General features: G+C 42.4%; 18 protein-coding genes. 6 read left to right on the forward strand and 12 right to left on the reverse strand.

What is annotated here, in order from left to right; translation table 11 throughout:
- Positions 1-16: 16 nt before the first annotated feature.
- On the forward strand, positions 17-694 hold the full coding sequence (locus FQ083_RS02930) for an esterase/lipase family protein (RefSeq protein WP_149408767.1): 678 nt from the start codon (positions 17-19) through the stop codon (positions 692-694).
- 17 nt (positions 695-711) lie between these two features.
- Here FQ083_RS02930 and FQ083_RS02935 read toward each other — a convergent pair whose 3' ends face one another.
- The 4 genes from FQ083_RS02935 to FQ083_RS02950 all read right to left on the reverse strand — a co-directional run bounded on the left by FQ083_RS02935 (position 712) and on the right by FQ083_RS02950 (position 4,544).
- Positions 712-2,010 (reverse strand): ribonuclease D, encoded by a 1,299-nt coding sequence (locus tag FQ083_RS02935; RefSeq protein WP_149408768.1) that lies wholly within the window; start codon positions 2,008-2,010, stop codon positions 712-714.
- Between the two features lie 148 nt (positions 2,011-2,158).
- Positions 2,159-2,752: a recombination mediator RecR gene (gene recR, locus FQ083_RS02940; RefSeq protein WP_020443082.1), complete on the reverse strand. Its 594-nt coding sequence runs from the start codon at positions 2,750-2,752 to the stop codon at positions 2,159-2,161.
- A gap of 109 nt (positions 2,753-2,861) precedes the next feature.
- Positions 2,862-3,191 (reverse strand): YbaB/EbfC family nucleoid-associated protein, encoded by a 330-nt coding sequence (locus FQ083_RS02945; RefSeq protein WP_011513146.1) that lies wholly within the window; start codon positions 3,189-3,191, stop codon positions 2,862-2,864.
- Positions 3,192-3,275: 84 nt separating this feature from the next.
- A complete protein-coding gene (locus FQ083_RS02950) occupies positions 3,276-4,544 on the reverse strand; it encodes an O-succinylhomoserine sulfhydrylase (protein ID WP_149408769.1) in 1,269 nt (422 codons plus the stop codon).
- A gap of 424 nt (positions 4,545-4,968) precedes the next feature.
- Here FQ083_RS02950 and FQ083_RS02955 point away from each other — a divergent pair, with 424 nt between their 5' ends.
- From FQ083_RS02955 to dusA, 3 genes are all read left to right on the forward strand, one after another.
- Positions 4,969-6,669: a phospholipase D family protein gene (locus FQ083_RS02955; protein WP_149408770.1), complete on the forward strand. Its 1,701-nt coding sequence runs from the start codon at positions 4,969-4,971 to the stop codon at positions 6,667-6,669.
- Between the two features lie 194 nt (positions 6,670-6,863).
- Positions 6,864-8,165 (forward strand): MFS transporter, encoded by a 1,302-nt coding sequence (locus FQ083_RS02960; RefSeq protein ID WP_149408771.1) that lies wholly within the window; start codon positions 6,864-6,866, stop codon positions 8,163-8,165.
- Between the two features lie 150 nt (positions 8,166-8,315).
- Positions 8,316-9,287: a tRNA dihydrouridine(20/20a) synthase DusA gene (gene dusA, locus FQ083_RS02965; protein ID WP_149408772.1), complete on the forward strand. Its 972-nt coding sequence runs from the start codon at positions 8,316-8,318 to the stop codon at positions 9,285-9,287.
- A 96-nt stretch (positions 9,288-9,383) separates the two neighbouring features.
- Here the strand turns inward: dusA and FQ083_RS02970 are convergent, their stop codons facing one another.
- The 4 genes from FQ083_RS02970 to FQ083_RS02985 form a co-directional block, all read right to left on the reverse strand.
- Entirely contained in the window at positions 9,384-10,169 is a 786-nt protein-coding gene (locus FQ083_RS02970) for a CPBP family intramembrane glutamic endopeptidase (protein WP_262880826.1), read from the reverse strand.
- A 111-nt stretch (positions 10,170-10,280) separates the two neighbouring features.
- On the reverse strand, positions 10,281-11,171 hold the full coding sequence (locus FQ083_RS02975) for an alpha/beta fold hydrolase (protein ID WP_020443077.1): 891 nt from the start codon (positions 11,169-11,171) through the stop codon (positions 10,281-10,283).
- Positions 11,172-11,331: 160 nt separating this feature from the next.
- On the reverse strand, positions 11,332-12,387 hold the full coding sequence (gene sppA / locus FQ083_RS02980; RefSeq protein WP_020443076.1) for a signal peptide peptidase SppA: 1,056 nt from the start codon (positions 12,385-12,387) through the stop codon (positions 11,332-11,334).
- Between the two features lie 256 nt (positions 12,388-12,643).
- Positions 12,644-15,634 (reverse strand): ComEC/Rec2 family competence protein, encoded by a 2,991-nt coding sequence (locus tag FQ083_RS02985; protein WP_262880827.1) that lies wholly within the window; start codon positions 15,632-15,634, stop codon positions 12,644-12,646.
- A gap of 262 nt (positions 15,635-15,896) precedes the next feature.
- On the opposite strand from FQ083_RS02985, the gene FQ083_RS02990 reads away from it, so the two are divergent.
- A complete protein-coding gene (locus FQ083_RS02990) occupies positions 15,897-16,490 on the forward strand; it encodes a DUF2062 domain-containing protein (protein ID WP_011513137.1) in 594 nt (197 codons plus the stop codon).
- A gap of 9 nt (positions 16,491-16,499) precedes the next feature.
- Here the strand turns inward: FQ083_RS02990 and FQ083_RS02995 are convergent, their stop codons facing one another.
- Genes FQ083_RS02995 through FQ083_RS03005 form a run of 3 tightly spaced genes read right to left on the reverse strand, consistent with a single transcriptional unit; the run spans position 16,500 to position 18,827 of the window.
- On the reverse strand, positions 16,500-16,808 hold the full coding sequence (locus FQ083_RS02995; protein WP_149408775.1) for a hypothetical protein: 309 nt from the start codon (positions 16,806-16,808) through the stop codon (positions 16,500-16,502).
- A 58-nt stretch (positions 16,809-16,866) separates the two neighbouring features.
- Positions 16,867-17,547 carry a lipoprotein-releasing ABC transporter ATP-binding protein LolD gene (gene lolD, locus FQ083_RS03000; RefSeq protein WP_011513135.1) on the reverse strand — a complete coding sequence of 227 codons (681 nt, stop codon included), beginning with the start codon at positions 17,545-17,547 and terminating at the stop codon, positions 16,867-16,869.
- Positions 17,548-17,591: 44 nt separating this feature from the next.
- Positions 17,592-18,827 carry a lipoprotein-releasing ABC transporter permease subunit gene (locus FQ083_RS03005; protein ID WP_011513134.1) on the reverse strand — a complete coding sequence of 412 codons (1,236 nt, stop codon included), beginning with the start codon at positions 18,825-18,827 and terminating at the stop codon, positions 17,592-17,594.
- 449 nt (positions 18,828-19,276) lie between these two features.
- On the opposite strand from FQ083_RS03005, the gene FQ083_RS03010 reads away from it, so the two are divergent.
- On the forward strand, positions 19,277-20,245 hold the full coding sequence (locus FQ083_RS03010) for a hypothetical protein (protein WP_149408776.1): 969 nt from the start codon (positions 19,277-19,279) through the stop codon (positions 20,243-20,245).
- 91 nt (positions 20,246-20,336) lie between these two features.
- On the opposite strand, the gene FQ083_RS03015 is transcribed toward FQ083_RS03010, so the two are convergent.
- Positions 20,337-20,726: a hypothetical protein gene (locus FQ083_RS03015; protein WP_011513132.1), complete on the reverse strand. Its 390-nt coding sequence runs from the start codon at positions 20,724-20,726 to the stop codon at positions 20,337-20,339.
- Between the last annotated feature and the right edge of the window lie 51 nt (positions 20,727-20,777).

Consider the following 20,777-nt stretch of genomic DNA (forward strand, 5'->3'; position numbering starts at 1 on the left):
TTGGTTAGAATCACATATGCAGAAAAATAATCTTGTCATTCTTATCCATGGTCTGCACCAAACGGCTTGGATTATGCGACCACTTGCCAAACGCTTACAAGCAGCAGGGTTTAAAACTCATCAATTTGGCTATCGTAGTATGCGCGATGGTATTCAAACCAATAGCCAACGGCTTAATAAGTGGCTTGAAAAAAATCATCATCCTGATGAGCCGATACATTTGGTCGGTCATAGCTTGGGCGGTTTGATTATTCGTGATTTTGTTACTCAGTATCCTAAGTGGCAAATTGGTCGCTGCGTGACCCTTGGGACACCGCATATGGGCAGTATTTGTGCGAATTATATTTGGCGGCTGAGCCCTGCTATCGTTGGGCAATCCTATATCGATGCATTAGATGGCACCGTTGGGCCATTACCTGAGCATATTACCCTTGGCGTGATTGCTGGGAATCGTCCATACGGTTTGGGTCAGATATTTCTGCAATATCATAATCGCAAATTACGCCAAGCTCATAACCCATTGCTTGATGAACATCTGGTGCATGATGGCACCGTCTATTTAAAAGAGACCAAACTTGAAGCAGCGGCTGACCATTTAATCCTGCCTGTATCGCATACCGGCATGTTGATTGATACTAACGTTGCCAAGCAGACAGGATATTTTTTACAGTACGGTCAATTTGAACGCAGATAAGTATCAGGCGTTAAACCCTATACATTGATACCCATGCATTGCTGTAGCTCGGTTTTATGCGCTTCGATAACGGGAATAAAGGTGTGCATTACCCAATCATGACGCCAGCCTTTCAACCCTTGCGGCAACTCGCTGATATCTTGATCAAAAGCAATCACTTCATATAATTGCCCAAGCCATTTTTTACGCATCAAGACATTGGCAGGTACGCCGGTAACTCTTGCTTGATCATCTATCGTTTTTTGTACCGCTTTTGAGAGTACTTTATTCTTTGAGCGATACGGCGGCAATAGAGAATCTGGATATTCTGCAGGATGCAGATTTTTTGCTTCCTTTATCACTTTGAGTAATTCTTCACCATACAGTCGCAACATACTGCGATGTATCGTTGTCTTATGCGCAAGCTCACGCATCGTGTTTGGTTTTTCAGTGATAATCTCACGCACCGCTTGTTTTTTTATGACAAAAGTACGTGGCTGATTGGTTGAGCGCGCCAGCTCTTCACGCCATGTGGCTACCGCCTGCAATATGGCCATTTGCTCAGAGGTATAGCGATAATCTGCCATGGTTAGATACATCTGCTCGTCTGCAACATTTTGAGCATCATATAAGTCGTTGGCGTAAAGCTGACAGTCTTCCCAGACATACTCATAGAGACCTTGAGATTTTAGGGCGTATTCAAGACTCAAATATAACGCAGGTAAAAAGCGCACGTCATCAATCGCATACTGCTCTTGCTCATCTGATAATGGACGCTGTAACCAATCTGACTGGCTTTGTTCCTTATCAATATGCATATCGAGCTGCTCATCAAGCGCTTGCTGGTAGCCCATCTGTAATTGACCTGTTAAGTAGGACAAGGCAATTTGCGTATCAAAAATATTGGTCAGCGGCGGGCAGCCGGACAATAGATAAAATATACCTAAATCTTCACCACAAGCATGCCAGATAGCCACATCAACTTTCATAAGTGCTTGCCATAGCTCACTCAGCTGTAACTGCGGCGCATCTAATAAATATACATGATTGCCAGTATTCAGCTGTATCAGTGCTAAGCGTGGATAATAGGTATCGCGCTTGATAAACTCGGTATCTAATGCCACACGCCCGCAAGTGGCCAATGCCTCAATCACTTCATCCAACTGGCTTTGCTTACGCACCCAAGTGACGGTAACCTCATCAGCAATATCTAATAATGCGTCAATATCCGGCTCTACTGGCAGGTCTACTAATTTGGCTGGATTGATTGAATGGTGTAATTCGTCAGCCGAAAATGTATTTTGAAGGTTTGATTCGGTTGGAGCAGTGTTAGACACGGGCAGATACCTGCATTGATAAGAGAGAATAAAACGCTAAAGCACGTCTTAATAAAATTAAAAGAGAAAGCGATAAAATAATATAAGCAATTATAACCACATCATTGAATAAAATGCGCAAGATTTTAATCTGATAAAGATAAGAAGGCTATAAAAAGGAGCGGTTTTGCATCGCTTGTCCAAGGGTCATGCTGTCAAGATATTCAAGCTCACCGCCCATCGGTACGCCTTGCGCCAGACGCGTGACTTTATTGACATGACGACTGACTGCCTCACTGATAAAGTGCGCGGTCGTTTGCCCTTCAACCGTCGTACCGGTTGCCAATATCAGCTCTTCAACAGGCTCTTGCTTGACGCGCCAGACCAGTTGCTCAATATTTAAATCATCAGCGCTAATGCCATCAATCGGTGATAAGTGACCACCTAACACAAAATAACGCCCGCGATAGCCTGCCGTCTGCTCTATCGCCATCACGTCAGCTGCAGTCTCAACCACGCATAGCAATGCATCATCACGCCTAGGATCTTGGCATAACGGGCAAACAGCCTCATCGCTAAAGCTATGGCAGCGCTGACATTCGACGATATCACGCATCGCCTCATCAAGCGCTTGAGCAAGTGCCATGCCTTGTGGGCGTTTTTTGGTGAGCAGATGCAGCGCCATACGTTGAGCGCTTTTTTGACCAACGCCCGGCAAGATACGCAACTGTTTGACCAGCTGATCAAATTTGGCTGTCAGCAAAGTGATGTCCTTTGTTTATAAATCATAACTATGAAAATGGGGTCGTATCATGTCGATAACAACCCCATTTTCTTTAATATGTCGCCTTTAGCGTTTAAGAACCAGCTACTTAGAACATACCTTGCATACCTGGTGGCAAGCCCATACCTGAGGTCGCGCCAGCCATGGTTTCTTCGTATAGCGCATCTGCTTGGCGCACCGCATCATTGATAGCAGCAGCGATAAGATCTTCGATCATATCTGGCTCATCTTCTAATAAGCTTGGATCAATGGTCAAGCGCTTGACCACATGACGACCTGTCATGGTTACTTTTACCAGACCACTGCCTGCTTCTGCATGCACTTCTTTATTACCAAGCTCTTTTTTAGCATTTTCGACGTTTGCTTCGACTTTCTTTTGCATGGTTTGTGCTTGTTGCATCAATGCTTGGATATTCATAGTTGCCTCTTGGTTTTTTAATAATAAATAATGGGGGTTTTGATTATAAAAAATAAAATACTAATAGCAATTATACCGTTATCTTTACAAACTGTCTAAACCACGCGCCAAATCTTTGATGATATCTTCCACATCTTCTAGACCGACAGACAGACGAATCAAACCGTCTTTTACGCCTGCTTCTGCGCGCTCTTGGGCGCTCAAACGAAAATGGGTCGTTGTTGCAGGATGGGTAATCGTGGTTTTCGCATCACCCAAATTATTGGTGATAGAGACCATTTGGGTTGAATCAATGACATGCCATGCGGCAAATTTTGAATCACGCGTCTCTGATGGCAGCACTTCAAAACCCATAATGGCTCCATAACCGTCTTTCATATGATGCTGACGTTTGGTCAACTCATGCGATGGATGGTCGCTCAAGCCTGAAAAGTGTACGGTGCTGACATTGGGATGATTAACCAAAAACTCTGCCACTTGATTGGCATTACTACAATGCGCTTGCATACGTAATTTAAGCGTTTCAAGTCCTTTGGTAAAGACCCAAGCATTAAACGGACTCATGCTGATGCCGCCTGAACGTATGACCGTAAACGCTTCTTGCATCAACTTATCGCTACCGACTAACGCGCCACCAAGTACTCGACCCTGACCGTCCAAGTATTTGGTTGCAGAATGAATCACCACATCGGCACCCAAATCAAGCGGACGTTGCAAAGCTGGGGTGGCAAAGCAGTTGTCAACGACCAAGAGTATATCATTGGCTTTACATAGCTGGCTTAAAAAGCCAATATCACAAATCTGTGCCAATGGATTACTAGGGCTTTCGCAATAAATGACTTTGGTATTTGGTTGAACAGCATTTGCCCATGCGTCATTGTCGAAACAATCAACGTAACTGACTTCCACACCAAACTTTGCCATATAGTTATTAAACAGACCAATAGAGGAGCCAAATAGCTGATTAGCAGCAAGTAAATGGTCACCGGCTTTTAAGTACGCCAAGCACATGGTCAAAATCGCACCCATGCCAGAGGCTGTTGCGACTGCACGCTCACCATTTTCAAGTGCTGCTAAACGGCGCTCAAAGGTACGTACGCTTGGATTGGTATGACGTGAGTAGACATTGCCCGTCTTAGTGCCATCAAAATGACCGGCAGCATCAGCTGCTGAGCTATAAACATAGGAGCTGGTCGTAAAAATAGCTTCTGAATGTTCGCCCTCATCGGTACGATGCTGACCTGCACGTACTGCAATGGTTTGCATACCATAATCGAGTTCTAAATCCAGTGCATCATTGCACCAGTTTGCATCCAAGCCGTTTATATTGTCTTTATTTTGCGGTTGACTCATAAAGTTTCCATTGCCTTGATTGTTATTTACAATAGCGTTTATTTTTGATTATAAACTTCACGTATTCGCGTTATCATATCATGATAAATTATTCCAAGCAGCAGCTTCAAAGCAGCAGTTTTCAGCGCTGACTGTCTATTATTTTGCCTAACGTATCACTTATTAGAAAGAAGAAGCAAAAATTGTGCTAACTAGATCCAATAAGAACAAGAGCTAATACAGGCAATATTTTATAAAAGTAACGTATTTATAATAGGCACAGATGCCGACACCTGATAAGCTTAGCGGCGATTTAAACTTTGCCTTAGGCGATATTATCATATGCCTTATAATCAGTGTTATTATCTGCAAAACCACCAAGAAATCCATACATATTTTTTGGCAACTTCTCCATTATATAAAGGCTCACTAAGGTAATTTATTTATGTCGATGTTCAGTATAGAACCCAGCAACTTATCGTTGAGCCTGACACTCGGTCTCACCTTAGGTCTTAGTGGATGCCAAAGCTTACCCAAGCAGCCGCACTTGCCTGAAAGCCAAGCACTATCCGCACGGGTCAATGCTTTATACCAATCGAACATCAGCAAACAAGCTGAAATAGAAAAAGACGCCCAAAAAGAGGGCGATCCTATAAATACTACGACTGTCAGCACAGACCTTGCTACCCCAAACACGGATAGTCTTGATTTGGTTGCTGCCATCAGTCAACAGAGTGAGATTCACCCTGATTTATCAGGCTATCATCCAATTGTGACGGGCGCCAATGCTTTTGCCTCACGCAGTATATTGACAGGTATGGCAACGCGAAATATCGATGCCCAGTACTATATTTGGCACGATGATCAAGCCGGTCAGCTGATGCTCAAAGACTTATGGGATGCGGCAGAGCGCGGCGTGATCGTACGTTTACTGCTCGATGATTTTAATAATAATGCTAAGTTTGATCAGCATTTACTGCGTTTTGCCAGTCACCCTAATATTGCTGTGCGTATCATCAATCCACTTATGCATCGTAAATTTCAGACTTTAAATTTTGTCACCGGTCTGCCACGTATCAATAGACGCATGCACAATAAAAGCATGATTTTTGATAAGCAAATCACCATTATTGGTGGTCGTAATATCGGTGATGAATACCTAAGCAATGACAAAAGCAGTCAGTTCGCAGATTTGGATGTACTATTGATTGGTAAAGTGGTGGCAGATATTGATAATAGCTTTGCCAGCTACTGGTCAGCACCAATATCATTCGATATTCAAACCTTAGCGACCCTTGATAAAGGAGAGACGACTGACTTCGTACAAGGGCTCGATAAGTTAAAAGCCGATGAGAAAAGTAGTAGCAGTGGCAGCTTATCAGTGTATAAAGCAGCCATAGAAGACTCGTCTATCGATACGGATTTGATTAATAAGCGAGTGCCGTTTCGCTGGACGGACATGCAGTTCTTGAGTGATGACGTCGGCAAATTGACCAAAACCGTGCCAGCAGACACCAATTTGGTGCATCAGCTACGCACTTTGCTTGGTAGTCCATCAAAAAAATTGACTATTATCTCCTCCTACTTTGTACCGACCAAAGACGGTGTTAATACGTTGGTCTCATTAGCAGAATCTGGTATCGAAATCAAAATTCTCACCAATTCATTTGATGCAACCGACGTAACAGCGGTACATTCTGGCTATAGCCAATGGCGTCCTAGTTTACTGCGCGCGGGAGTCAAGATTTATGAGCTAAAATCAACCGCTTCTGAAGAAAAGCGTGAAAACAAACTTTGGAAAGCGCGTAGCCAATCTTCAACCAGTTTACATGCAAAAGCTTTCGCCGTTGATGACTATCAAGTATTCATTGGCTCATATAATGTTGACCCGCGCTCGGCTAATATTAATACTGAGATGGGCGTGATTATCAATGATGATGAGCTTGCCACTCAGTTGCATGGTGCATTGAGCGATGACTTACTAAACCAAGCGTATGAAGTGAAGTTACTAGAAAACGGTGATTTACAATGGCATACCATGGAAAAAGATAAGAAAGTCATTTATGATTCAGAGCCGCGCGTCGATGTCAGTGACCATGTTTGGCTAACCATCATGTCATGGTTACCTATTGATTGGCTATTATAGTTGGCTCAATATAAAAGAAACTGAAGTTGAATGCTCTTGGCTTAATTCTGTTTCATATAATCATATTTGACATAAACGTCTTTATTTTGACGATAAATCATTAGCAATGATGATTTATCGTTTTTTATTATAGGCAGTTATTTAGATAATGACTGCCTTAACGAATACCTTAATGTCTGGATGCGTGACCTAATATGCCTTCTCGTTCTCAATATGCACTTATGTCTTCTAAAGATAAAAATACGGTACTGTTTACTTGCTATAGCAGTGCAATAGCGTTTTTCGACTTTTTAATATACCTATATCTTGCAGATATGTTGGCAGCGACTTTATTTCCTGTTAGCTCAGATCCCAATCTTATGAAGATACAGGGGCTGTCATTATTTGCAATTGGTTATGTGGCACGCCCACTTGGTGGTGTTATCTTTGGACGTTATGGCGATATAAAAGGTCGTAAACCGTTATTACTAATCAGTATCTTGATTACGGCAGCAAGCTTATTGGCGATGGGATGTTTGCCTACTTATGCACAATGGGGTTTGGCAGCGCCTGCATTGTTTATCGTCTTACGAATCATACATGGCATGGCCTATGGTCTTTATGTGCCACTCTCTTGGGTGTTCGTTGCAGAGCACGTGCCGCGCCAATATCTGTCAGTAGGCTGTAGCTATGTGACTGCCAGTTTTTTTGTGGGCGTTTTATTTTCTAATGGTTTTTTTCTTTGGTTAAGCAGTACGTTGACTACTGAGCAATTGGCAGATTATGGCTGGCGTTTGCCTTTCTTTATAGCGGCTATCCTGACGGTTTTACCGCTCCTTGCCTGGCGATGGATAGAAGAAACTCCGTTTTTCACTCAGATGAAAAAATCAAGACCTAGTGATTATGTTGCTAAGCCTTTTACGACCCTATTTAAGCATTGCAAGCATGCTATCTTTATTGGTCTGGTTCTCACTTTAATTGTCTCAAGCATCACCACAGTCGTGGTTATTTTATTGCCTGATTTGATTGAATTACGCTTTACGCTCGATACTGACTTGTTTGGATTCTCACACAGTCTTGGCATCGTTTTTATGATTTTTGGCTGTATTTTTTATGGCATCATCTCTAACCATCAAAACTTTGGCAAAATTTTGGCGATAGGCTCTATTATTTTAATCGCTCAAATGCTTGCTTTCTTCTATCATTTAGAGGCAAGTGGCGACTATATCCTTATTATGTATGCACTTTTAGGCTTTTGTGCCGGTGTTATCGGCATGATACCTGCCATCTTGATTCAGCTTTTTCCTACCAATGTGCGACTCACCGGAATGGCTTTTTGCTACAATGTCACTTATGGTATCGTTGGGGTACTAGTACCATTTGGACTTGGCTATGCCACTTTATATGTGAGCTTTTCACCCGCACTCTATATCACTTTCATCGGTTTTATTGCCATCATCATGGGCATTTATTTTTATAATCTGCCTGAACTCAAGAAAATCGATCAGGTCATATAATATTATTTTATCCAAATAGGCTGATCTTTTATCAGCCTATTGATTATAGACTCACAAGCCATTGCAAGTGATACGTAAACTGACACATATAGCATTAGCATTTAGCATATACATCTTCAAAAATTTCTAAAAAATTAAGGCTTAACCACTATGGTTGATATGACCAATAAACGTCTTTCGGTTGCACCCATGATTGATTGGACAACGACGGATTATCGTTATTTTGCTCGGCTTTTTAATCCGCATGTTTATTTGTACACCGAGATGATCAGTACGGGCGCGCTGATACATGGCAATCGTGCACGGCATTTACGCTTTGATACTCTTGAACATCCGCTGGTATTGCAACTTGGCGGCGCAGATATCACTGAGATGACGCAGTGTGCAGAATTTGCTCAGCAGCATGGTTATGATGAGGTTAATATTAATGTGGGCTGCCCCTCTGATCGTGTACAGCACAATAAAATCGGTGCTTGCTTGATGGCAGAACCCAATACCGTTGCAGACTTGGTCAAGCATATGCAAGCGGCAGTCGATATTCCAGTCACGGTCAAGCATCGTATTGGCATTGATGACTTTGACAGTTATGAATTTATGGCGGATTTTGTACAAAAGGTAGCAGCAGGTGGTTGTACACGCTTTATCGTTCATGCGCGTACGGCGTGGCTACAAGGCTTGAGCCCAAAGCAAAATCGTGAAATACCGCCACTGCGTTATGAAGATGTGTATCGTTTAAAACAGGACTTTCCTACCCTTGATATTGAGATAAATGGTGGGATTGAGACCGTCGCTGATATTGAGGCACACCTTGAGCACATCGATGGCGTTATGATTGGACGCGCCTTTTATCACAACCCGTATTTGTTAGCCGAAGCCAATAGCTTGTGGGAAACCCCTGTCCCCAAGCGTTCAGATATACTAGCTCAGCTGTATCCTTATTTAGAAGAGCAAATCGCCAAAGGTGAAGCGCTTCCAACGATGACTCGGCACTATTTAGGGTTATTCCAAGGATTAGTGGGTGCTCGAAAATGGCGTCAAGCATTGAGCGGTAAGCCTCACTTGACCATCGATGATATCAAGCACGCGGCGACTGAGGTATTAGCCCTTAATCCTGGCGCTTGATGCCTGATGCCTGATGCCTGATGCCTGATAAAACCTACTATTAAATAACAATGCATACGGCGTAAGTATTAATTATCAAATATTCACTGTTATCCTTTATGCTACTTGCGCCAAATATTGCCACATAGCCGCGCCGTTATTTATAATATGTAATAAAATGGGCAATATCAGCGAGCCTGATTTGATACGCGCATAGCAAAATAGTAATGCTAACACCACGATGGTACTGATCTCGTAAATTCCATATTGCAAATGAATGACCGCAAATATCAAACTGGTCACCAGACTTGCTACGATTGCTCCGCGATATTCTGTATCAGGTGGCGAAGTAAACTGCTCTGCAATCGCCGACCACAATATGCCACGAAATATGAGCTCTTCATAAATGGGCGCGACGATAACCATCGCAAAAATAAGTAGCCATACTGAGCTGACAGACTGATATAAAGGATCTACAAACGCCAACGGTGATTTATCAAGCATATACGTCAATGCCTGACTGCCAATCATAAATATCAACAGCAGCCCTATCATGCCCATACCGACCGCCAATGAGAACGGTCTTAATGCCAAATACTGCTTTAAATTTCCGCCTCTCACGCGTATAACCAACGCACTGATTGCCACTAATAACACGCAGCCTATCATGATAGAAATACTGACAACCGTTCCATCATTGCTGCCAAAAAAGAAAATATCGCCGACCGTTGCGCTTTTGGCAGTTGGTAATACCAGTTTGCCAGCGATATAAATCCCGATCAATTGACTGATAAAGAAAAAAACCACCATGCCTATGATAAGCAGTAAAGCGCCTAAGCGTGTGAATAAAGGCTGATGATGTATAACAACTTTATTGTTTTCAGCGGCGCTCTTATTTGGCATTCGCATTGACATAATAGGTTTACTCGAAAAGATACTGAAGCATTACTTAAAAACTGCTCACAAAGACAATCGGTTTAGCATAAGGAAATTGATTAAAAACAAAGCTTGTTGTTATTTGGCAGATAACTGTTTTTCAATCAATGCTAATACTTGCTCTGACACAGACTCTGGATGCTCAAGTGGAAACATATGACCGCCCGCATGAGTAATATAAGGAATACGTAAGCGCGACTTTATTTGTTGCGGGAATCGACGTTTTAAAAAGATACTGTCCTCACCAATAATCAAGGTAACTGGCACTTTAGGGGCTCGATTTGGGGTCAACCAATACCAAGAAGGGTTGGTGCGAAAGACGGCGACTTCACTGGCTTTTGGAATCGCCAAGGTAACTTTACCATCGGCACGCTCATGCAGACCATGCTCAATATAACCTTGAAAACTGCGCTCAGTAAAATCTTTAAAAAATCCTTTATTGCGCAGTTTGTCATACGCATCTTCTCGGCTATCCCATACGTCACGGCGATGCTTAGACACGCCAGCTGGCGATAGCTTATCCATCAAACGATTATTCATCAATGGCAATCGATCTGCTGTCTTGGCAAGATGCCATAGCAAGCTAACTTTGCCATAAATCCATGGTGGATCCATCAGAACGGCTTGCGAAAAGTACTCAGGTGCACGGTACAACGCTTGCAAGGTACACATGGCACCAAGCGAATGCCCGACGGCTACGACTTGCTTAACGCCATGTTTTTTACAGGTATCTTTGACGCTATCGACAATCTGCTGCGTGAGACTTCGCCATTGGTTATCGACCGGATAATCAGGCGTATCGCCTAACATGGAGATATATTCAATAGTAAAAAATTCAGCCAATTTCTCAAAAAACGGCTCATAGACAGGACTTGGCATTCCATTGGCATGAGCAAAATGGATGACTGGTTTTTGGGTTATTTTCGATATCGGTAAGGACGCAAAAGACTGCAAATTGACTTCACTCATGACACATTCTCATTAGTTGTTATAGTTGTTATAGTTGTTATAGTGGTTTGTATTGTATTTATGGTTTTAAATGCTAGATAGCGACACATAAATAAGGCTGAGCGTAATCATACGCTCAGCCTTAACAATCATACACGGTAACGCTAAAAATTAAAGTCTATTAACGCATCTGCGCGTTGCCTTCTTCTGATGGCAAGAGATCAAGATTGATACTTGAACCCACACCTGCGCCCAATTTGACGGCGAAGCGATCCATAAATAATTGGAACGGATCACTTGGCGTATAATTAACCACGTTATTTAATTTAAGCTGCTTCTCTAAACTTGAGATACTGCCTTTTTTGTCCGCCAAGCCAAGCTCGATAGATTGCTCACCTGTCCAAAACAGTCCCGAAAACAGCTTATTTTGTTCAGGATTTTTTAGACGATCGCCACGACCTTCTTTTACGGCATTAATAAAGTGCTTATGAGTATTGTCTAGCACTTTTTCAACATGCTTTTCTTCATAATCCGTTAGGGGACGTGATAAACTCAAGATATCTTTATATTCACCTGCTGTAATGGTGCGATCTTCTACGCCGACCTTGTCCATCAAGCCTTTTACATTATAACTTGGCATAATGACGCCGATCGAACCGACTAGGCTTGATGGGTTGACATAAATCTCATCAGCCGCTGATGCGATATAATACGCGCCAGAAGCCCCCATATCACCAATCACTGCATAAAGCTTTTTATCTGGATATTCTTTACGCAAATCCATCATAGTCTGCCAGATTTCATCTGACTGCACAGGCGAGCCACCCGGTGAGTTGATATCGAGCGCCACTGCCTTTGAGTTACTGTTTTTAAAGGCGCGTGTGAGCGCATCATTGACATCATAAGCATTAGCGACATCACCACTGCTAATAGTTCCTTGAAGCTCAACCACTGCCAAATGCGGCTTACTGGTATCGATACCATCAAGACCAGTGGGTGCTTCAGTACTACAGCTACGACCAATCGTCAAAAATATCAATAAAATATAGCCAAAGGTCAGTAGCTTAAAGAAAATACTCCAACGACGAGCACGGCGTTGCTCGACCACGCTTGCTAATAAAGTATTTTCAATCAGTCGCCATTCTTGCCCGCTCGGCTGGTTTGACTGCTGCATCGGTGCTGGCTGATTTGCCGAATTATCAGGACGTTTGTTAGGGTCTGGCGGCCAGTTGGGCATATAACTTCCTAAGTAGAAACAATGTAAAACGATAAAAGACAGATTATATAAACTTACGACAGAAAATTCGAGATTCTTACTGTTTAAGTTTTCTGTATGAATAGGTGGTTAAGTATGGTGCCATTTTACTCGTGGTTCAATAGCATCTCTGTGAAATACGTGTATTTTATAAATGTGATATCACAAATAAAACACTATCACTAGATATTAGGAGTTCCCAATAACATCTGCAACATTATTGATATTGGAACAATTCCTAATCACCCTCTTTGAATAGCGCATCAGAAGATAAAGCCACTTCTAACGGTTTATTATCATAGGTTATTATCTCATCTATTTGTTGCTGGGTGATTACCTCATTCGAGATATGTGAGGTACTGTGACCCAGCCATGTCGTATGATTCATGGCTATATTGCTATTGGTTAAATCAGCCGAGCATAGCAACGACCACATTTGCCAAGTTCGCTCATGCGTATCTGCATTCAAAATTAGCCGCGATTGCGACATATTTGCTTGGTTAGATAGTGGTTGGCTTTTTGACATAGGTGTTTGTGAGTTAGCAGGTAATGACTTGAGAGGATCATTTGCTTGATACTTGAGCACTCGTATGGGCGTGCTGCTATCAATAGCCACAGTACAATCCCAAACACTGGCGTCCTCTAGCTTGCTCCAACCTGTGATTGCTTGCAACGTTAAGTTGCCATTTGGCAGCTGCCATATTTTACCGGATTCGCAACGTTGGGCGCTGATAGTTGCCGTCTTTTGAGAGTCCGTAGTAACTTTATAAGCTTGATGCAGCGCAGACCAACGCTCACTACGTCCTGCTTGCCAGTATTGGCTCACAGGCAATCTCTGACTGAGCTGAGCGACTATCATGGGTAAGAGTTCTGAATCATTAGGACTCACTGCGCTGCTCTTTTTATCGTAAACGCGTGAATCAGTCACGCCACTACTACTGCTTTGTACGACGATGCCCTCTAGCTTATTGACAGATAAGCTGCCCAATTGCTGCGCTAACATGGCAGAGAATTTATCTGCCGTCAGATTGCTGGGCATGGTCTTAATTTTAGTGTTACTGGGTCTATGATCTGCCAAAAACAGCCAGCTGGTATTTTTGGCATCTTTATCATTGACGCCAGGATATTGTAATAAAGTGGCACTTATATAATGATCACCCGTTGGCAATATATATAGAGTGGGTGTCGTAGTCAGTGACTGCTGATTGGCATATACCGTCATTACCAAAAGACTGAGCGGTGGCAATACTAACCAACGACTGATCAGACCGCGAGGTAGCAACCAAGGTAACAGGGTTAATAATGCCATGAGCAAAATAGCGGCATTAACGGGCGTATAAAGCCACGCATCTGATAGCACAGGCATTGCCGTTAGCCATGCTATCAGTTCCTGTAGGTTACTGACAATCACAGTAACTAACATCCAAATAATATTGGCTACAGACGGCAATATAAGATAGCAAAGCCCAGCCAATAAATTCAGCGGTACAATAATCCAACCAAATAAGCCAATAGCAAAAAGATTTACGATTAATCCCCATAATGACGCTTTGCCAAAGAGCAACAAAGTTACAGGTAAAAGAGCTAGAAATAGCCAACACTGTAACTTAAATAAGCGCTTAAAACTTAGCCATAAACGTCTGAGTAATTTGTCATAAGAAGTAGAGGGTTGGTTTGATGTTAATGGCTGATTTTGTGAGGTATCTTCATATTTAAGCAATAACGCCACGGCAATAAAGGACAGCCAATAACCTGCTTGCCATAATACATAAGGGTCATGCCATGCCATCAGTACTGCCAGAGCAAGTAATACGCGCATGGTACTGACGGGCAATAAAGTTAGTCTTGTCAGACCAATTGCCAGTAGCATCCATGCGGTACGTGCAGCGGGCACATCAAACCCTGTAAACAATGCATAAATAAATGCGGCGCTAATCATCACCCACCAACGTACGTGCCAGCGCGGAATATAGCGATATAGAGCGGGATACAGACGATTAATCAATAGGATAACTATACCAGCCAGCACAATCGCTAAAAACAAAACATGTGTACCCGATATTGCTAATAAATGTGAAATGCCAGCCAACTGATATAGATCTTTGGTCTCACGATTAATTAAACTGCGATCACCGGTCAGCAAGCTTAATGTGACCGCTTTTGCTTGTTGCTCTGCAGTAGTATTTGTAGCCCAATCTTTATAAAAGTGCTGACGTAATTGCCAACGCCCTTGGTCAATAGCAGTACGCAACCGTGTTAAATAAGAATCAGAAGAGAGTAAATGCGAATTTGAATTTGAATGTGACTGTATCTGTGGGTGACTGGATGGCAAAATTGCGCTGCTGGTAGCCAGTATATTGGCAACGCCGTCAATGTGCCGACTACGTAGCCAGCGATAACTATCAAACCCTGATGGGTTATTTGATACTTGCTCAGAAGTAGCAAGCGGTGCCAGCTTCAAGGTCATAAACAATCTATCACCCGGCTGCAAATGATTTAAGTCAGCAATCTGACTTTGTTTTTTTGTTTTTTTAGATTTTTTCTGAGAGTTAGTCTTAGATGACTGTTTGGCTGGCTTTTTTGGGTAAGCATTGAGTAGGACGCGGTATACCTTATCTTGAACAGCGTTTTCAGCGAGTGTGTTTTGATGTGAAGATATGGCATTTGAAGATTCATACTTGATATCATCGCCGCTTAAGCTATTATTTAGCCCTGCTCCATATTCTGCTGTCACTTTATCTAAGTCTTGCGCTGTCAGCTCAGAAACCAATGGCAATATTTGACTGATGATCGCCACTTGCCGATAGCCAGTATCGGTACCAGCATCATACACACTATCGCTTATTCCCTCTATATGAACCAAAGCCTGCACACGCATTGGCTCAGTAATTTTTTGATCGTCTGCTTGTTGGTGACTTACTAGTGCCTTCAAACCACTACCAATAACCAAAGTGCTTACTAGTATAGCGATTGATATAAAATAGAGAATACGAGAAGCAAACCTAGAGTGATGAGACGTATTTTTTACAGAATTGATAGGATTAACTGACGGGATAGTAAACTGGCTTATCAAAATTAAAATAAAGGTAAGAAGTACGAATGAAATAGTCAGAACAGGAGTGCTGGCGCTATCCATAAATAGCGGCATTATTAGTATAGGCGTGCTATCAGCAACCGCCAAAACACCCATCATAGCAAGGATGATAAAGCTACCTATTAACCAATACACCAGTGCTCCTTGCGTGATATTTGAAATAATATATAGCATCCACTAAAAAACCGTAATGTGCTTGCTCTATTACCTTGGCGCTAAATACCACTACATCAAGCCATGGTATTTATCCGGATATTATCCTATACTAATTGCACACACTAGGATGGTGATTGTCTAACGTTCTTTTTACGTTTTTCTGATAGAATTCTTATCTATACTTTTATCAATAACATGACTGCCTATCTGCCTATTATTATGATTGAGCGGGCTGCGGACAATGAGTAAAGGCAAATCTGTGCCAAAAAAACGTTTAAAAGACTTATTACCTACCCCTGAGAAAGTGTTAGAAAGTCGCACATTAAAACTGTTTGCGCCGCAACTTTCTGACCCACGATTGTGGCATTTTAATCGCCATAGCTTAAATAAAGCCGTCTATATCGGCGTGCTGAGTGCCTTTTTTCCATTGCCAGGACAGATGTTATTAGCATTGATTGGTGCGCTTATTTTCCGTGCCAATGTCCCTATGGCACTGGGCTTAACATGGATTACCAATCCACTCACCACCTTACCGGTATTTTACGCTGGATACTATATCGGTGCCGAAATACTCGATTTGCCGATGATTAGCTTGCGCACGATCGGCAGGATGATCTCTGACTTAAGTTTATGGATTATATCGGACGGCGCCAACCCCTTTATTACTTATAAAGGCACTGTGTCCTTGACCGCATTTTGCCTAGGTCTGACTATCTTAGCCATTATTACAAGCATCGTCTGCGGCTTAGCGTTTAAAGCCATTTGGCGCTATAAGACTGTCACGAGTTGGCAAAAAAGGCAGCTTAGCTCTTTAGATAAGCCGCCCGAACTTTAATAAATGCTATTAATCCTCATCTCTATTTGCTTCAATAGCATTAAGGATGTTGTCAGTGAGCTTATTATCCATCACAAAAACTTCAACCACTTCTTCGTTTTTGAGCAATACATAACGCTTACCTGTCGCACTGTCTTGAACCTTTAAATCAAAATCAACACCTGCCAAAGTAATACGATCGAAAACGGGCGTCAGTAAATCTATTTGACCTTGTTTATCGAGCGTATCAAATAACGCGGTATCCATATAAAGGTTTAGTGGCTCATCGCCTTCTTCAATACTGCCAAAAGCAGCAATCGGGTCGTTATCTTTATCCATTATATTTATCCTTACTCAATCAATAGACTGCTATCTTGCAGTCCTTTCCTATTATATTTTAATAATTTTCCCAATGACCATTACGTAAAAGCAGCTGACGATCAGCAAGCGCCGCTAGATTTCGATCATGAGTGACCATCAATAGTGCCGTTTGCATCGTACTTTGCAGCTCTGATAATAATCCAAAAACGCTTTGTGCGTTATCATAATCTAGGTTACCTGTTGGCTCATCTGCCAAGATAAGCGACGGTTTGGTGACTAAAGCACGCGCAATCGCCACGCGCTGACGCTCACCACCCGACAACTCACCCGGTCTATGAGCCAAACGATGCTCAAGACCAACACTGTTTAAAATATCGATGGCTTGCTGACGCGCTTCAGCCGTCGATACTTCTGGGCGCATCAATAGTGGCATGGCAACGTTTTCAATGGCAGTAAATTCAGCCAATAGATGATGAAACTGATAAATAAATCCCAAATGCTTATTACGCATCGCACCGCGTTCGGTCTCATTCATACTGTTTAACAACTGACCATGCAACCAAACTTCACCGCTGGTTGGCGTATCAAGTCCGCCAAGCAGATGGAGCAAAGTACTCTTTCCTGAGCCACTGGTACCAACGATAGCGATACGCTCACCGGCGGTGACAGTCAAATCCAAACCGGTCAAGACTTGGGTGCTCACAGCGCCTTCATCGTATATCTTATTAATATTGGTCGCTTTTAAGATAGCAGACATAATGCTTCCTTTATTTTATTTATAACGGCATTAACGCCTGTAAATTACTCGTAACGCAGCGTTTGTGCAGGCTGAATTTTAGCCGCTCGGCGTGCTGGATAAATGGTCGCCAAAAAGCTCAATATAAATGACGCACTGGTAATCAATACCACATCTGCCAAACGCAGCTGCGATGGTAGATAGTTCACAAAATAGGCATCAAATAAATTTAGACCAAAGCTATTATTGATAAAGCCCAAAATATCACTGACCGTTAATGCAAATATCACGCCCAATATCGTACCTGCAATGGTACCAATAAAACCAATCACTACACCTTGTACCATAAAAACTTGGGTAATCAGACGCGGAGAGGCGCCAAAAGTTTTTAAGATAGCGATGTCTGCTTTTTTATCTGTGACTAGCATCACTAAACTTGAAACAATATTAAAAGCTGCCACGAGGATAATTAAGAACAGTAGCAAGCCAACCATGGCTTTTTCCATTTGGATAGCACCAAATAGATTGCCATGCGTCTGGGTCCAATCACTAGGATATAATTGCTCTGGCGCAATCGCAGCCGCTTTTTGTGCTGCCATTGGCGCTGTAAAGATATCATGAAGCTTCATACGGATACCTTGGGCGCCCTCTGGTAAACGCAGTAATTTTGCCGCATCGCCCATTGGAATAAATGCCATGAGACTGTCCACTTCTGGACTGATAGAGAATATACCAGTCAAGGTAAAGCGTTTAAAGCGTGGTATCACGCCAGCAGGTGATGGTGATGCTTCTGGCAGCACGAGAGTGACTTTGTCACCCAATTGCAGTCCTAGTGATTGCACCATACCTTCACCAAGCACAATACCGAACTCGCCATTCTTTAGCGTATCAATATTGCCTTCTACCATATGCTCATTGATGATAGAAACGTTTTTCTCATACTCAGGATCAACACCTGTCACCATGATGCCAGCTACCTGACCATTCGAGGTCAACATACCTTGCAACTGGATAAAAGGCGCAACTGCAACCACTTCCGGATCTTCTTTAATCTTATCAGCGACTTGTTTCCAATCACCGATAATCTCGGTTGATGTGACAGTCGCTTGCGGTACCATACCCAAAATACGCGTTTTTAGCTCACGATCGAAGCCGTTCATGACCGACAGTACGGTAATCAATACTGCCACGCCAAGCGTCAGACCAATCATTGAGATCAGTGATATAAAAGAGATAAAACCATTACTACGTTCTGCTCGGGTATACCGTAAGCCGATAAATAACGCTAAAGGACGAAACATATTCAAACTCTTTATCTTATCTACGTGCGACTTTATGTAGGTTACAAAACAAATAGCGGCAATTGCATCACACTTTTGCAGCTGCCACAAAAACATATCAATCGAACACAAAAACAGGGTGTAAGACAAGCCAAATGTGGCTGTCAAAAGGGAGCTAGTTTGACACAATTTGGCTAACAGGTGCCAGTCATTACCGAAAACTGTCCAGATTTTATAATAAAAAATGCGGTTTTATGATTATTTTTTATAACAGACTTGCTATTCTCTGTGTCTATACCTATATATTGTATGCTAAGGACAATTGTCATTAACCCCTCATTGTTGTTTGTTGCCTCTTTACTGACGGCATTGCTGACCATCATAAACCCCTCTTTTAAAGTGGCACATGGTACTCAGCGATCACAGTTTCAGACCCAAACCTCATGGCTGACTTAAGTTTGAGTATTTTCATGACCATTAATTATCAATATAAAAACATCCAATCTCCTACCAAAATCACCTTAACTGATGAGCAATCAGCTGGTCACGGTGACCATTGGCGTATTCTGACTGATGACATGAGTCATGATGTACCTGAATGGTTACAACAGATGATTGAAAAAGCAGCGATGCCTAAAGGCCTTAATACCGATGTCAGTGCCAAAGACAGCTGTTTATTGCTATCTGAGAACCAGCCTTGTCATATCAATCAAGTACTGGCAATGAAGGGTGGCAAGCCTGAATGCTTTATCAATGCCTATCCTTGTGTCGACAGCCCATATGGATTGAGCTGTAAAATCGAGCGTATGATTGTCAATGACAACTCACACGATGCCGTATTACGCTTACGTACCACTGATGGCAGCATCATCTATGCTTTTGATCAGCTATATACTGCTAATCGTCATTTATACCAACGTGATACCAGCTATTTTGTGAACTTTAGCGCATGGGCACATGAGATCAAAATCAGTGAACAAAATGAAGTCATCAAAGTAGAAGACCAAGAAGCGATACGCTATCACCGTGCTTTCAATGATATCGTCGCGGCAAACGATGGAAAGATGCCGGATGACCTACAAGAACAAATCAAAGCATGGCAACCAGAAACCAAAGAACAAATGGCGCCGGTCGAGATCAATCTGGGTCATATGTGTGCTTATTTGTTTGGCGATACGTTAGGGCAGGAAGACGAAGCGTGGTGTCAAGGTCAAGTACTGGGCAAGCAAGAAACCTTATTTAATGGTAAAACGATTATTCTGTTTGATGTGGTGGTACTGCGCGAACAAGATGCTGATCCGTTTGTGATGCGTATTGGGGCGCTAAAAACACCTGATACTGCCTCTATTAACGTTCATGATTACGTACAAGCAAACGTATGGCTACAAGCTGCCATTTATAAAGAAAATCAGCAAGTAGTACAATCGAAAGCCAGCTAGTCAGATTTAGATTATTTTAGACAAATAAAAAGCCCCTAATTGATTTTAGGGGCTTTTTATTTGTCTAAATACGATTAAATTAATAATGACTCTAAGCCATTGTAGTCATTGACTTAATATTGCTATAAAGCGCTTTTTGCTCAGCACTTGGACGAGCCGTCTGTACTGCCATCAACTGTGACATATCGCCTTCGACACGAATTTTGCCACCCATAAAGGCGCCCATGATTTCATTGGTATCGAAATCAGTGATGATGGATTGTAGGATACTACGATCAAGCAATAACGTGGTGGTCGCTCCATCGTTTAAGCCGCGATGTAATAGACCGTTTGCAAAGTTGGCTTCGATGTCTTGATCGCTATCAGATACTTTTAGATTGACGATCATATTCGCAAGTGCAGGCGGCAAATTAAGCTCACCTGCTTCTTGACCCATTTGCTCAACTTGCTCAAACCATTCATCTGTCAAAAAAACTGCCATATTATTATCCTTAATACCTATTGTTGTTAATCAGTGCTAGGTCAGCACCCT

The sequence above is a fragment of the Psychrobacter sp. ANT_H59 genome, assembly GCF_008369225.1.
Classification (GTDB): Bacteria; Pseudomonadota; Gammaproteobacteria; order Pseudomonadales; family Moraxellaceae; genus Psychrobacter; species Psychrobacter cryohalolentis.